Below are 14755 nucleotides of genomic sequence, written 5' to 3' on the forward strand. Positions count from 1 at the left end.
TTATTATGAATTAGTTTTCATCGTCAGCAATTATACGAGGAATTAAGTGATACATATCAGGATCATGTATTTCAGAGTCATAAGGCTGCGCTTGGGGCGGTTCCACAGGAGTATCTTCATAGATGGGTATAAGCGCATCGGGTGGTAAGCTGTTGTCAAGGGCACTTTGACTCTCTGATTCATCTGGGGACGTATCGGATGGGGTCATCGTATACATATCATTAGGCTCTGTGGTATACACATAACTCGGCTCTGTATCAGTCATTATCGTTTTATTGGACTGTTGTTCATTGCTTTCGGGAACAACGGGCAGAGTCGGCGATAACGCAAAGGCAGTGGTTCCACACATGGTAATAACCAAGACCGCAAGAAACAATACTGGAGAAAAGCGCTTATTAGCCATGTCCATCATGGCATGGATACGCTTTTTCATACCATTTGTTCCGCTGTAAAAATTTGTGGATAAAGCTGTCTTGTAAGTGCTGCTGTTTCGTACTGTGCCAATAACGGACTCTCCATATCGTGCGCGTCCTTTTGCGCCAATCCCTTTTAATACTTCCTCGTCACAGGAGATTTCGCATAAATTTAGAACCGATCTTACAGCAAGGTGGATGACCGGGTTAAACCAGTGGATAGCGAGGGCTGCCATCATCAAGACTTTATACCACAAATCTTTTCTTCTCGTATGCACCAGCTCATGCTTGAGAATAAGCGGCAGCTCGTCCTGAGAAAAATGAAATTGCAGCGGCAGCAATACCACGGGATAAAGCAATCCGACCACCATTGGTGTTTTGATGCAGGCACAGGATTTGATGGAAACCTGTTTTTTGATACGCAGCTCAGTCTGTATGCTGTAAAAGGTTCTCAATATGGCTTCATCTTTCACATCTTCGCTCCAGCGTTTTATTGCGGATAAAAAGCGCAAGTGCGAAAGCAAATGCCAGATTAAGAAAGCAGCTGAACCTGCGATCCACAGCGATCCTGCATATTGAAGCCAATCCCAATTTGCTATGGTATTGGCAATGGCGGCATCAGAAACGGTTTGTGTTGTGCTTTGTGGTGCGACTGTCTGTAGGAATTCCGGCAAGGTTAGTCTTATATTCGCCCGAAGGGGCAGAAGTAACGCTGCAAAAACAACTGCCCATAAGTAATAGCGGCATTTTGCTGAATACCGATGTGCCAATGTCGGAGAAACGAACAGCATCAGCAAGATAATTAAGGAAAGTTGCAGGGAGTTCTGAAGATAAACAGAAAATATCTCTCTCATCTTATTCACCCCGCTTTTTTAACCATTTTGACAGCTCATCTAAGTCGGACTCTTTCAACTCCGATCCATCGTACAGAGTATCCACAAGACTGATGATGGATCGGTTATGAAATCGCTCAATAAAGCTGCTGGTTTCAAATTTCAAGTACTGCTCTTTATCCACCAAAGGATAATAGGTACGCTCCTTACCGTTTTTTTCGGTGCGTAAAAATCCTCGGTCAACCAATCGAAGTAAAAGCGCAATCAGTGTTTGTAGCCTCCACCCCTTTTCATTGCCCAGCTGATCCATCAAAATGTTGGTGGTGACGGGAGGTTCATTCTCCCATATAGTTTTCATTACTTCAAACTCCGCATCGGGAAGTTTCTTAATGCTTTTCATTATCTCTGCTCCTATCGCTTATTAGAAAATATACAAGCGTCTATAATGCGTTATTATACAACTGTCTATAATAAATGTCAAGAGGTGGATAGACAAATGTATATATTGATTTATTCGTTCTCATAGCCCTTGATGATTCGCTGTGACCGTCACCCACCGTTTTGGATTTGATTCCACTAAGGGTATAATAGAGCGTGGTATAGGCAGCTCCTTTCTTTTCTGTGATTTTTATAGTAAGATAAATTCATGATAACCAATGAGGTAAAACATTATGGAAAAGTATAAACCTGAAGAATTAATGCAGGCGCTCCGTGCCATTAACTCCATCGTTCAGAAATGTGAAAAAGCGCAGGAGAAGTTCCCGGATGGAAATTCACAGCATACGCTTTTGCGAAACCGGCTGAAAGCAATGTATATTTCAAAGGCGCTGATTATAGAGGCATTGTTTAAAATGGAACCGGACAAAGGGCCACAAACCCTATCTGATGATAACTGTAATTCTGAACTTCTGCTTTCAAACTTAGATCAGCTGCATACCACGGATTTGGGAGCTGAACGTATCCACAGGAATCTGCATTTAGATACCGATGATGTGGTTGGCTGGTGCAGAGAAAAAATAGAAACGGCAAATGCCACGATCACACGAAAGGGCAAGAACTGGTACATCGCCGTGGATGGCCGAGAAATAACTGTAAATGCCCACAGCTACACGATCATCACCGCACACAAACGAGCATGAGGTTTTTAAATCATCGTTCCAGTCCTTGTGTGCCGAAACATCATATATCACTGCTTTAAAACCTCGATCCTTCTTTCTGGTTTTGATTTTGGATATAGGAAAAGCCGCCACGTGTGTGACAGCTTGGGATAAATTGGTTCACTTCGACAGACAAATGAGTTATAATAAAATTCATAGTTCATTGAAAGAGGGGGTAATTCCATGGCAAAAATTATTGATAAAAATATGCTTTCTTTACGCCCAGTCAAAAAAGAGGATTTTTCTATTATTAAAGAGTGGCTCAACAAGGATTACATAAAAAAATGGTATGGTGACTCGGAAGAATGGCTGTCGGAAATTCGAAATGACAGTGGCGACTTCGGTTGGCTCAATCATTACATCGTTCTCTATCAGGATACGCCTATCGGATTTTGCCAGTATTATGATTGTTCCAAAACACCGGCGGGTTTTGAATGGGATTCTGAACCAAAGGGGACTTTTTGCATCGATTATCTGATTGGGCAAGAATCTTTTCTAAAGAAAGGGCTAGGCAGTGTAATCGTTCAACAATTGTGCCTCCTGATTTGTACACAGGAAAATCCTGTACAGATTGTAGCCGATCCTGTTCCCGAGAACATTGACTCCATAAAACTTCTGGAACGAAACGGATTCACTTTAGACCCTACTACCGGTTTATATAAAATGAGAATCCAATAGTCGAGGCGGTGCTGCTATGGTGAAAACAAGCAATGTTGCCTCCTAAAAGAGAACATCCTATATTTTAGGAGGCTAATCGTATGAAATTTATTGAGATACCAATGGAGCGATGGGCGCGAAAAAGCCACTACGAACATTATAAGAACAATGTAAAATGCTCCTATAGCATGACGGTGGATATTGATGTTTCCTATTTGCTCACACGGTTAAAGGAGCGAGGGCTAAAAGCCTACCCTGTGCAAATCTATATGCTTTCCACTATTGTGAATCAGTTTCCGGAGTTTCGAATGACAACCACTGAAGATGGCCATTTAGGGTATTGGGATATCATCGATCCCATGTATACAGTTTTCAATCCGGGCACAGAAACATTCTCAGCGGTGTGGACGAAATACGATGCATGCTTTGCAGGGTTCCATCAGGCATATTTGCGAGATTCCAAACAGTATGCAAATGGAGAGCTTTTTCCGCAAGAGAATACTCCCAGCAATGTTTTTAATATTTCCAGTGTACCGTGGCTGGATTTCACTGCTTTTAACATCAATGTGTTTTCAGATGGTAGCTATCTGCTGCCCATATTCACCATGGGAAGGTACAAAAAGCAGGGTGGCAAAACGCTGATACCCCTTGCTATCCAATGCCACCATGCAGTTTGCGACGGTTATCATGTCGGGAAATTTGTAGAAGCATTGCGCCAAATGGCGGCAAATCCCGAACACTGGATATAAGGTGGTGTTTGCTATGCAAAAAGAAATTAAAATACAGGGCTGTGTAGAAATCACTGAAATTCTCTTATTTGATGACTTTTATGATAAATTCATTACCTTTATAGAGGTTCGGCCGTGGAATGAAAGAAATCGTTGACGGATTCTACATCAATTCCGATGGAACAAAAGGGAGACATGTTTTAGATCAATCTGAGGAATGATAATGTATGGATCATTACAAATCATGGGCAGGACTCAAAAAACAATTAAGTGAAGCGCTATGTGACACATTAAAAAACAGGGTCACATATTTTCTTACACGGTATCATGATGTGCATAATTCCTATGGCAGAGCTGCCATTTTGCTGGACGGCAAAGAATTGGTCTGCTTTTCATGGATAGAAATGTATCATCAGGAGAGGGACATCACACCTCTATACGATGAAATGCCCGGTTCTTCTTATAAAAAGCTTGTTGAAAAAATGAAGCCTAAATGGGATGCCAACTGCACTTACTATGAAATGGATTTTTTAGAGGCGGTTCTTCAATTTCGCAATATGCCGATTCAGGAAGCCCTTGAATCCGAAAACTATATCATAAAAGTATTGGCAATCATGGATACACGTGTGGGCAAAAGAACGCTCTCAAAAATTCTTGAGGATGAGGCATATAAGGATTACCCAGCGTGGGCACGCCAGTTTTACCAGCTGCGTTTATCCCTCCAAAATTGAGTTGCAGGCCCAGCGGGAAGCCGAGGAACATTCTTTACCTCCTGCTTTTTATCACTCATTCAAGATAATACACCGCTCTCCATGGAAATCCTCAAAGCTTTCAGTGTTGAAAGATAAGGTAGAATAACGTGGCCTGTGCTGTTATAGTTGTATAGATTTAAAACAGCGGCGCTCTGCCGCTAACCGCCAAAGGCGGGCTATACCGACCTCATGCTCATATACACGCATTGCGTGTTTGCGGACAAAGCCCGCAGCTTCAAAATTGCATCATAATTATGAAGCTATATGAGTATATAAATGCAGAAGCACTCTACGAAACAAATCTTCGTAGAGTGCTTCTGCGTCATTCAGATCATAGGGCTTGGCATCTATTTAGCTGAGGCAGAGCGATGGTGCGGTCACATACTTTTTGCGCCAATGCCTCATTGTGGGTCACAACAATTAGCCCAAGGCCGTTTTTAGCGGCACAATCAAGGACAAGCTCCCAGATTTGAGCTTGGGTGATCACATCCAGCATGGTGCTGATTTCGTCACAAAGTAAAAATTTCGTTTGCGGCCCCAAAACACGGGCAATGCAAAACCGCTGGAGCTCTCCCCCCGATAGCTCGTTGGGCCACCGGGAAAGCCATTCCTCCTCGATCCCCATAGCCTTGAGCAGCTCGCCATCCGGTTCCCAGCATTCAGTGAGAATTTTTTTCATCCTGTGCCGAGGGTTAACCGCCAGCTCGGGGTGCTGATAAATCATCTGCACCGGGCAAAAGCCGGAAGCCGGCAAAGGCGCTCCCTCTAAAAGAACCTCGCCTTTTGAGGGCTGTATATAACCGGATAGGATTTTTGCAAGGGTACTCTTTCCGCAGCCGGAGGAGCCTATAAGAGCCACTCGCTCACCAGTTTCGATGCAAAAGCTAACATCCTCCAAAATCCAAGGGTCCTTTGGCGAATAACGATACGAAATGTTCTTGGCCTCAAGTAGCATGGATACACCGCACCTCTCCCCCACGCACATTGCGCATGGCGATTTCCCCGCTGCACGCCTGCGTGCGTATCGAACAGCGCTGTGCAAACAGGCACCCTGACGGCAGGTTCCCGGCGTATGGCTGAGCACCTGCAATGGGGTGGAACCCATTCTGCGGCAAAGCATCGATAAAAGCTTTGCTGTAGGGATGCCGCAGAAAGTCCCTGCCGTTTTTGAAATCCTCCGCCGGGGCAAGCTCTACCGTGGTGCCCGCATAAAATACAGCGATTCGATCCGCAACAGACAGCGCCAGATCGATATCGTGGGTAATCAGCAGAACAGCGGCGCCATTGTCGGCAAATTCTCTAAAATGCCGCAGGGTCTCTATGGCCAGCTCTACACTCAAGCCGGGCGTAGGCTCATCGGCCACAATCAGCTTAGGCTGCATGGTAACAGCGGTGGAAACCAATACCCGGCGGGCCATACCGCCGGATAGCTGAAAGGGATACAGCCGCTCCACACGCTCTTCCAGCTCATAGCGCCGAAACGCTGCTTTTTGAGCCTGCTCGCTGCTGTTCACTCCCACCACCTGCTTGCCCACACGCATGAGGGGGTCAAGGTAATCAACCGATTGGGGAATCAGCGCAATTTCGGTACCCCGCAGCTTCTTTTGAAGGGCAGGGGTTAAATTTTTACCCTCATATCGAATAGATCCTTCTGTGGAGGCATTCCTTGGTAAAATCCCCAGAACGGCGTGTGCAAGAAGGCTTTTGCCGGAACCGCTGGAACCGACAACGGCCACGATTTCCCCTCTGCGCACATTGAGGCTCAGGGACTGTATAACATCCAGCCTTGTTTTGCGCAGACCCTTGCGGTACATACTAAAGGATACCTTTAAATCCTTGACTTCTAAGAGCGGAGCTTCTTGGTCTTTCATCAGCAGCACTCCCTCCTATTCATTTCCGCTGGCCGGGTTCAGCAGCTTCTTCAAATTGTCTCCAATGACATAAAACAGCAGAACAGCAGCAATAAGCATCAGCCCCGGAAACAGGGCAAGCCACCATTTGCCTGTGGCAATATGCTTCATGGCCTCGGATAAGATCACGCCAATAGCCGGTGTTTCCGCAGGCAGACCGAAGCCCAGAAAGGTAATGGCTGATTCGTGCATAATGGCGTGTGGAAACAGCAAAATCAGCCCAACGGTGTATACAGGGATCACATGGGGCAAAAGATGCTCTTTGGCAACCTGAAAATTCGTTTTGCCCATTTTATAGGCCGCCTGTACATATTGGGAGGAGCGTATCTGCAAGACCTCCGCCCGCACAAGCCTTGTAAGCTCCGGCCAATGGGTCAGGGCAACGCTGAACAGTACTCCCCGTTCCCCTTTCCCCATCAGCACCGATATAAGAATCAGCAGCACCAAATGTGGGAGACCCATGCAGCAATCCACACACATTAAAACAAACTTATCGTATTTTCCGCCAATAACAGCGGAGCTGATTCCAAACACAAGGCCGATCACCGAACTGACCAGTGAAGCCATCAGCCCAATGATAAGGCTGTTTGAAAGGCCTTTAACACATCGGTAGAACATATCTCTTCCCATAAAGTCAGTCCCAAACAAATGCTCCCAGCTTGGCGGCAAAAATTTATCGGCATAGCGGATCGCATAGCTGCTTTCCGGCATGTTTACGCCCCAAAGGAATACGCCGATCAGATACACAGCGGCTACAGCAACATAAATTAAAACCTTTACTCTGGTGTTGAAGGGAGAAACGCCCAGTTTTTGCCCAGTGGAATTAAACATGCGCTTCCCCCTTTCTCAATCTGGGGTCCACAATGCCATACAAAAGGTTGGCGATCAGGTTCCCGGAAAACACAAACAGAGCGCTGATCAAGGTGATTCCCAGTAGTAGCGGTACATCCCCTTTCATTGCGGCAGCCGTTGTGGCTGTTCCGATGCCGGGGTAAGAAAACACTGTCTCGGCAAGAGCCATTCCGCCAAAAAGCTCGCTAAAGGATGCGAATTGCAGTGTAACAGCAGGCAGAGCCGTGTTGCGAAGCAAATGCCGGCTCACCAACTGCCGTGTATTCTCACCTCGTGCCACAGCAAAAAGGATGTAATCGCTGCTGAGGATTTCGGTTACCTTTTGCCTTGTATACAGGGTGATTTTGCCGATGCTGACAATGGTGAGGGTGAAAACCGGCAAAATTAGATGATGCATACGGTCGGCCAGTGTAACCTCTGCGGCCAGCTTGCCTGCAGGTATAGCCATCCCAAAGGGGAACCATCCCATCTGCACCGCAAAAAAGCTGATCACCAACAGCCCCAGCCAATAGGTGGGCGCAGATTGCAGCACAATACAAAATAGCCGGATGGCTTTGTCAAAAAGCCCATCCTTTCGCACACCGGCCAAGATACCGGCCCCATAGCCCAAAAGGCCCGAGAAAGTCCATGCAAGCAGCATCAGAACCACTGAATAAGAAAACCGATCTCGGATTACATCGATGACCGGGCGCTTATAGGTTATGGACATGCCAAAATCGCCACGCAGGATGTTCTTGACCCAGCTGAAATAACGCTGAGGCAACGAGTCGTTTAATCCCCAATGCTCGGCAATTTCATCCCGAGCCTCCTGCGATAGGGTTGATTCGGTTCCCACATAGGCTGTCAATGGATCAATGGGCGCTTTCACGATCAGCGTAAACGACAGAATACTGACAAGGAATAAAAGCAGCAGCATCCTGCCGAAAATCCCCGCGGCCTTTCTTGTGGTAGTCATATTGAAAGCTCCTTTGTAATCAGTGCTGTGGGCCTGGCTCCATTATTTTAAGGTCCAATCCTTCATATTGCAGATAATGGGGGAGCCATGGCCGTGGGGATGAGGAATCTGTGTATCTTCAGAAAGTTCCAGCCGGTCGCTGACAAAATAGCAGTGCTCAATGTTCACAATATAGAGATAGGGGTAATCCTCCTTCGCAACAGCCTGCACCTGCTTCCAATCAGCGATTGCGGCTTCCTGTGTCACTTCGGAGAGTGCCTGATCAATCAGCTTATCCACTTCGGGGTTGGAATAAGCCACAACGTTGTTATAGCCACCGGAAAAAGCGAAATCGGAATGAAAGAGTGAGGCAATAACCGTGGGGCTATACTGACCCCAGCCCCATACCACGCCGGAGGTATTCATGTTGGCGGAGATATCGTCCCAGTTGGAGGAGTGGGGATTGATCTTGATACCAAGCTCAGCGGCATTCTCTGCCAGTGCGGCGGCAAGGACATAGCGATCCTCAGCGGCATAAACATCAAACTCACAGACAACGCCATCTTTTTCACGGAAGCCATCGCCGTCTGAGTCCACCCAGCCTGCACTCTCCAACAGTGCTCTCGCTTCATCCTTGCGGTTATCCTCGTAGGAATCCCCGTTTGCCCAGATCAGGTTGGAGGTAAAACCTACAGCCGGCTTGCCAATGCCGTTAAAAGCGTTCTGTATAATGGTCTTGCGGTCAATTCCGATGGCCAGAGCCTGACGAACATTTTTATCGGAGGTCACGTTGTTGCCAACCTTCATACCTTCGTGTTCCTGCTCCGGGAGAACAGGCAGGCTGATTTGCCGGATATCCATGGTTTCCATAGGGAACATCGTCATCCCCTCAACGGTTTCTGCGGCATAATTGGGGCTGACCATCACAATATCCAGCTGGCCCGAACGGGCGGCAGAAAGAGCGGCATCGTTATCCATATAAACCAGTGTTACACGGTCGATCGAAGGTGCGCCTTCGTAGTAATATTGGTTGGGCTCCACAATAATCTGCTGGTTGGCATCGTATTGTGCAACCTTCCAAGGGCCTGTTCCGATGGGGCTGTGCTCAAAGCTCTCACTGTTATAGGAATCGCTAGGGACAATGCCCAGCATAGAGGTTGTATCCAGAAAAGGCGAATAGGGCTCTGAAAGGGTGAACTCAACGGTATATTCATCCAACGCTTTAACGGATGCCAGCTTGGTGAGATCGACATTTTCATTTTCTGCCTGATTGGCCTTGACGGTTTCATAGGTAAAAACAACATCCTCGGCAGTCATATCCGAGCCATCGCTGAACTTTACGCCTTCACGGAGCTTAAAGGTGTATGTAAGCGCATTTTCGCTGACCCCCCACTCGGTGGCCATATCCCCCACATACTCGGACGCGGGGTTCACTTTGAGCAGTGCGGCATTGGTGAAAGGGTAGCCGTAGCTCATGGCACCTTTTACAGGGTTAAGGCTGCTATCGAATATGGTTGTTCCAACATAGGCCACAATGGAATCGGGGTTTTCTGCGGAAGCTGACCCGGACGAAGTGACCTGCGAAGCGGCAGCTGATGATGAGGCGCTTCCGCCCCCTGCGCAGCCTGCCAAACTCATTAGTGCAATGGATATAGTCAAAAGCATTGCTGTGAATTTTCTCATATTAACCTCCAAAACAAATTGTTTATTGCTGCTTTTTGGTTTGGCGGTCTTTTTTGTGAAACAAGGCATAGCATCAACAAAAAAGACCACAAAAAATCTTATCAATGCCTTCTGACATTGAAAAGACCTTCATGGCCTCTGTTTAAATATTTCAGGTTGTTCTCATGTGGCAGTCAAATCGCAGGTGCCTTCGTGGCAACTAAAATCCTATAAAATTATAAAGGATATGTCCGAAATTGTCAACATCTTTATATGCCAAGAGGTTCTTTCTCTTACTGTTGGGCAGTGGGGTCGAGCCGAATATCCAAGCAGACATCCCCCGCAGAGGTTGCAAGACAGCAAGCTGTCTGCAAGGCATAGGTTTTGTTTTCATCAGCTGTGCGGATAACCGGCGGTAAAATATCGCATTTCAGGTCACCATCCGCCAGAATTGTTAATACGTTGCCGCTGATGATGTTGGAGATTTCTGAAATCGCCGAGGTAACAAACTCATCAACGGAATCCAGCTCCATACCGCTCATAATTTTCACCATATTGAGAGAGGTTTCGGCGGGAAAACAATACACCACCTCACCGGCCAGATCACCGATAACCCCGATGGAAATATTCATGGTATTATCACCGGTAAAGCCCTCGGAGGAACGCTCCTCCACATCCGAAAGATCCAGCATCAGCTCAAATACACTGCGGGTTGCCTCCAAAAAGGGTGTGTAAAGATCAGTGTTCATTGCCTGCTACCCCCTTTTCAATGGCATAGGCGGCAATGCGCTGATCTTCTGAGGCAACATGGTTGATCAGCCAGGCCAGCAGCTTGCCTGCAAACTGTTGCATCAGCTGTTCATCAAAGCCAAGGCGCTCGTATTCTTCTGAAATCTTCACAACATAGCTGACCATATCGGCGTGTATTTTTCTGTGCTCTTCATACCCCGGATACCCAATTTTACGCTGGTATTCTTCTTCATCCTGAAAGTGCTCCACAACATAGTTTTTCATGAAATCCAATGTTTCGTTGACCTTGGTGACCTTATTTTCCCATGAGGCGGAAGAACGAAGTGTCTGAATAAATGCCTCAACACGGGCAAACAGCTCCTTGTGCTGTTCATCCACCAGCTGCACGCCCAGCTCATATTTGCCTTTCCACAACATTGTGCTTCTGTCCCTTCCCTGTAAACTCAGCACCACATATAGCGGCATACGACAGAAACATCGTATGCACCAAACAGTGAACCGGTTTGGTACGCATTCTACTATAAGCGATTAGCCGGAATTTGGGGCCAGCTTCTCTGCACAGTAACAAGGGAGTTTGTTTATCACAGAAAAGATAGCTTTGTATTACTAATTTTACAGCAAAATTCGGCCAAGGTAAATACCTGTTTGCAATAATATCTAGTAAATACCTGTACTTCGTATATTTTTACAGACATTGACTTCTAAAGGTGGGCATTATAAACTATACACAATCCAACCGTTCGGACTATCCAGCAAAAGGGGAATATACTTACATGGATGAAAAAATAGAAAAAGCAATCCGCCAGCTGCAAATCAACAACATGGGTGGCTATTATGCAGAAAATACTGAGGAATTGTTTGCTCTGCTCTCCACTCTGCTGGTCAAGGGTGAGAAGATCGGCTGCGGTGATTCGCTTACATTGGAGCAAACCGGTGTTTTTGAATACATCCGAAAGAGCGATTTCATCTTTTACGATAAGCATCAGCCCGGTTTAACCTCAGAGAAAAAACGTGAAATCTATCTGAACAATTTTGATGCAGACACCTTTTTGACTGGCACAAACGCTGTCACTGCGGATGGCCAGCTATTCAACATTGACGGGAACGGCAGCCGTGTCGCCCCCATGCTTTACGGGCCCAAGCAGGTCATTGTGGTTGTGGGGGTCAACAAGCTGGTTAACACGGTGGAGGACGCCATTGGGCGAGCCCGGCAGGTCGCGGCCCCATTGGATGCAAAACGGCTTGGTAAGAACACCCCCTGTGTAAAACTGGGTAAATGTATCAATTGCAGGCATGAACAGCGAATCTGCAACGACTTTGTTTTGATTGCCAGACAGTTTGTCAAAGAGAGAATCAAGGTCATCTTTGTGAACGGGGATTACGGTTATTGATTTTCACCGCCAACAAACAATAAGAATGGAGTCACAATTATAAGCCGGATAACTCTGCGAGCCTTTTGCGATAAAGATAGAGCAAAAATAATCGAGAGATTTCCTTTTCCATTCCGTATGATTATAGCTGTAAGGAGGTGAAAGTATGGAGGAACAGCGACTGGCTGTGCAGCGGATGCAGGATTATATCGAGGCGCATCTTTATGAAAGCATTACTTTGGCCGATCTGGCCAAGGCCTCACTTTATTCACCGTGGTATTCCTACCGGCTGTTTGCTCAATGGGTGAACCTGACTCCGGCTGACTATATCCGGCGGATCAGGCTTTCCCGCTCGGCTCTCAAGCTGCGTGATCAAGCCTGCAAAATTCTGGATGTTGCGCTGGAAATGGGCTTCGGCAGTGTGGATGGTTACCAAAGGGCATTTTTCCGTGAGTTTGGCTGCAACCCACGAGAATACGCCAAAAGCCCGATTCCCCTCTATCTTTTCACCCCTTTCGGAGTCAAATATCGAGTGAATGGAAAGGAAAACTGTATGGAACACACCAAAACCATTTTTGTTCAGGAGATTCACAAGCCCGCCCGCAAGGTGCTCATTAAGCGGGGTGTAAAAGCCGCTGATTACTTTGCTTACTGTGAGGAGGTAGGCTGCGACATTTGGGGGCTTCTGGTGAGCATCAAATCCATCAGCGGTGAGCCGGTGAGCATGTGGCTGCCCAAAGCGCATATCAAGCCCGGGACCTCCCAGTATGTTCAGGGGGCGGAGGTTCCCCTGGATTACAGCGGAATCCTACCGGAGGGGCTGGATACCATTGAGCTGCCCGCCGCACAGTATCTTATGTTTATCAGCGAGCCCTTTGAAGAGGAAAATTACGGTCAGGCCATTGAGGAAGTGCAGGCAGCCATTGCAAAATACGATCCCACGGCTATCGGTTTCCAGTGGGATGACCAAAACCCACGCATTCAGCTGGAACCCATCGGCACCAGAGGCTACCGGGAGCTTGCCGCCATCAAGCCGCTTTAAATTCCAGCTGTAACAGAATCACAGAAAATGCCCACACAAATTAACCCTTTAAGGCAGGAGCTTGAGCAATCATGAACCCCATTAAAAGAAACCTTTCAGAAATGACATTGGAGGAGCTTTGGGCGCTTTTCCCCATCTGCCTCACCCCGCACCAGCCCTGTTGGATGCAGTGGTATGCAGAGGAGCTGCACAGGCTGGAAGCAATCCTCCCCACCGCCGAAATGGTGCGGATCAGCCATATCGGCAGCACCGCTGTTAAAACCATATGGGCTAAACCCATTGTGGATATTCTGGTGGAAACGGTATACCAAAGCGATTGGGGCATCATTCAAAGCAGCCTGCTGAAAAGTGGTTATCTTTGTATGTCGGATGAAAAACAGCGGATTTCCTTTAACAAAGGCTATACCCCCGAAGGCTTCGAAGAGCGGGTCTATCATTTGCATCTGCGCCGGGCCGGTGACCACGATGAGCTTTATTTCAGGGACTATCTCATGGATCACCCTCAATCGGCCAAGGCTTATGAAGCCCTAAAGCTTGACCTATGGAAAAGGTTTGAGCACAACCGGGATGCTTACACCCAAAGCAAGACCCAGTTCATTCAGGAGCACACGGCAAAAGCAAAAGAGCTGTATAAAAACCGTTACAACTAAAAGCATCGCATCCCCCGCCTAGACCTGTGGGTATGCGATGCTTTGTCTTTTGTTTCTTGCCCACACAACACACCAGATTGTATTCCCTTTCATTACGGCCTCCCGCATTTTTGCTGAATACTGATTCTTTTTCACTTATCTGAACCTTCAAAAAAATTTCAAAAAAGGCCTTGTAGTATAAAAACACACTGATATACTGAATATAACGGCGCCGTAAATAAACAAAATAGGAGCTTTATTTATGGAACAATTTATTGTAAACCCAATCGGAAAAATCTGTGTGGATGAAAGCGGTATGCGCATTGTGCTGGAAAAGAAATATTGGCCTGCGCTGACCAATCTGGAGGGCTTCGGCTATGTCAATGTTCTCTGGTGGTTCAGCCACAGCGACAATGCATCTTCCCGGGGCACCTTGACCGAGGCAAGCCCTTATAAGAATTCTCCCGTTGTTTTGGGAACCTTTGCGACCCGCTCCCCGGAGCGGCCCAATCCAATCGGGCTCACCTGTTCTTATGTAACCTATCTGGATCATGAAAGTGGAACAATCGGTTTGGCTTTTACCGATGCAGAGGATGGGACACCGGTTTTGGATATAAAGCCTTATACCCCCAGCCTTGACAGAGTGGAAGACCCCATTGTTCCCGATTGGTGTGCCAGCTGGCCCGCAAATGTTGAAACCTCCGGTGATTTTGATTGGAGCGGTGTTTTCAACTTCTAGCATAACTTTAAAGTTTGTTTCCCCTAATTGAGGGGCACCAGCGTTGACGGACAAAGCCTAAAAAGCCCTAACGCAGAATATTTAAAATTTGCGCAGCCTGACATCGATTTCCCCGCGGTGTCAGGTGCGTTTTTGTTTGTAAAAGGACTTGGAGTTATGGCTGCAAAGGCGCTTAATTTTGAGGCTTGAATTCATCTGCACACAGCTCTCTGAGGAGGAAATCACCCTGTGTGAAGCAGCAGAGTATCTGGAGAGCATACCTTACCATTTAGAAATCTCACCTTTTAGTTTCCTTTTGTTTCTGTGCCCAATAGTGTATTTCCGGTG

18 protein-coding genes are annotated in these 14755 nt (G+C 46.9%); 9 read left to right on the plus strand and 9 right to left on the minus strand.

Annotated features, from left to right (window positions below; all coding sequences use genetic code 11):
* Positions 1–10: 10 nt before the first annotated feature.
* Together U6B65_04590 and U6B65_04595 are read right to left on the minus strand one after the other, a co-directional pair.
* Complete coding sequence (locus tag U6B65_04590) at positions 11–1267, minus strand: M56 family metallopeptidase (GenBank protein WRS28416.1); 1257 nt, start codon at positions 1265–1267, stop codon at positions 11–13.
* A gap of 1 nt (position 1268) precedes the next feature.
* Positions 1269–1646, minus strand: a complete 378-nt coding sequence (locus tag U6B65_04595) for a BlaI/MecI/CopY family transcriptional regulator (GenBank protein WRS28417.1) — start codon at positions 1644–1646, stop codon at positions 1269–1271.
* A 451-nt stretch (positions 1647–2097) separates the two neighbouring features.
* Between U6B65_04595 and U6B65_04600 the strand changes: the two genes are divergently transcribed.
* The 5 genes from U6B65_04600 to U6B65_04620 all read left to right on the plus strand — a co-directional run bounded on the left by U6B65_04600 (position 2098) and on the right by U6B65_04620 (position 4519).
* Complete coding sequence (locus U6B65_04600) at positions 2098–2385, plus strand: DUF3781 domain-containing protein (GenBank protein WRS28913.1); 288 nt, start codon at positions 2098–2100, stop codon at positions 2383–2385.
* A 201-nt stretch (positions 2386–2586) separates the two neighbouring features.
* Positions 2587–3081, plus strand: a complete 495-nt coding sequence (locus tag U6B65_04605; protein WRS28418.1) for a GNAT family N-acetyltransferase — start codon at positions 2587–2589, stop codon at positions 3079–3081.
* Positions 3082–3161: 80 nt separating this feature from the next.
* Positions 3162–3809 carry a type A chloramphenicol O-acetyltransferase gene (catA, locus tag U6B65_04610; GenBank protein WRS28419.1) on the plus strand — a complete coding sequence of 216 codons (648 nt, stop codon included), beginning with the start codon at positions 3162–3164 and terminating at the stop codon, positions 3807–3809.
* A gap of 13 nt (positions 3810–3822) precedes the next feature.
* The gene (locus U6B65_04615; GenBank protein WRS28420.1) at positions 3823–3945 is read left to right on the plus strand and encodes a hypothetical protein; all 123 of its coding nucleotides are present in this window, start codon (positions 3823–3825) and stop codon (positions 3943–3945) included.
* Positions 3946–4015: 70 nt separating this feature from the next.
* Entirely contained in the window at positions 4016–4519 is a 504-nt protein-coding gene (locus U6B65_04620) for a hypothetical protein (protein WRS28421.1), read from the plus strand.
* Positions 4520–4871: 352 nt separating this feature from the next.
* Here the strand turns inward: U6B65_04620 and U6B65_04625 are convergent, their stop codons facing one another.
* From U6B65_04625 to U6B65_04655, 7 genes are all read right to left on the minus strand, one after another.
* Positions 4872–5495: an ATP-binding cassette domain-containing protein gene (locus U6B65_04625; GenBank protein ID WRS28422.1), complete on the minus strand. Its 624-nt coding sequence runs from the start codon at positions 5493–5495 to the stop codon at positions 4872–4874.
* Complete coding sequence (locus tag U6B65_04630; protein ID WRS28423.1) at positions 5485–6411, minus strand: ABC transporter ATP-binding protein; 927 nt, start codon at positions 6409–6411, stop codon at positions 5485–5487. Before U6B65_04630 ends, U6B65_04625 begins: the two co-directional genes overlap by 11 nt.
* A 15-nt stretch (positions 6412–6426) precedes the next feature.
* Positions 6427–7281, minus strand: a complete 855-nt coding sequence (locus U6B65_04635; GenBank protein ID WRS28424.1) for an ABC transporter permease — start codon at positions 7279–7281, stop codon at positions 6427–6429.
* Positions 7274–8257: an ABC transporter permease gene (locus tag U6B65_04640; protein ID WRS28425.1), complete on the minus strand. Its 984-nt coding sequence runs from the start codon at positions 8255–8257 to the stop codon at positions 7274–7276. Before U6B65_04640 ends, U6B65_04635 begins: the two co-directional genes overlap by 8 nt.
* A gap of 42 nt (positions 8258–8299) precedes the next feature.
* The gene (locus U6B65_04645; protein WRS28426.1) at positions 8300–9919 is read right to left on the minus strand and encodes an ABC transporter substrate-binding protein; all 1620 of its coding nucleotides are present in this window, start codon (positions 9917–9919) and stop codon (positions 8300–8302) included.
* A 272-nt stretch (positions 9920–10191) separates the two neighbouring features.
* A complete protein-coding gene (locus tag U6B65_04650) occupies positions 10192–10647 on the minus strand; it encodes a chemotaxis protein CheX (protein WRS28427.1) in 456 nt (151 codons plus the stop codon).
* Positions 10637–11065 carry a hemerythrin family protein gene (locus U6B65_04655; GenBank protein WRS28428.1) on the minus strand — a complete coding sequence of 143 codons (429 nt, stop codon included), beginning with the start codon at positions 11063–11065 and terminating at the stop codon, positions 10637–10639. The genes U6B65_04650 and U6B65_04655 overlap by 11 nt, the downstream gene beginning before the upstream one ends.
* A gap of 356 nt (positions 11066–11421) precedes the next feature.
* On the opposite strand from U6B65_04655, the gene U6B65_04660 reads away from it, so the two are divergent.
* The 4 genes from U6B65_04660 (at position 11422) to U6B65_04675 (ending at position 14428) form a co-directional block, all read left to right on the plus strand.
* Entirely contained in the window at positions 11422–12039 is a 618-nt protein-coding gene (locus U6B65_04660) for a lactate utilization protein (protein ID WRS28429.1), read from the plus strand.
* A gap of 145 nt (positions 12040–12184) precedes the next feature.
* A complete protein-coding gene (locus U6B65_04665) occupies positions 12185–13060 on the plus strand; it encodes an AraC family transcriptional regulator (protein WRS28430.1) in 876 nt (291 codons plus the stop codon).
* A 71-nt stretch (positions 13061–13131) separates the two neighbouring features.
* Positions 13132–13710 carry a GrpB family protein gene (locus tag U6B65_04670; protein WRS28431.1) on the plus strand — a complete coding sequence of 193 codons (579 nt, stop codon included), beginning with the start codon at positions 13132–13134 and terminating at the stop codon, positions 13708–13710.
* A 241-nt stretch (positions 13711–13951) separates the two neighbouring features.
* Positions 13952–14428 carry a TrmO family methyltransferase gene (locus U6B65_04675; GenBank protein ID WRS28432.1) on the plus strand — a complete coding sequence of 159 codons (477 nt, stop codon included), beginning with the start codon at positions 13952–13954 and terminating at the stop codon, positions 14426–14428.
* Positions 14429–14755 lie beyond the last annotated feature (327 nt).

Source organism: Oscillospiraceae bacterium MB08-C2-2, from assembly GCA_035621215.1.
In the GTDB taxonomy this organism is placed as follows: domain Bacteria; phylum Bacillota; class Clostridia; order Oscillospirales; family Ruminococcaceae; genus WRAV01.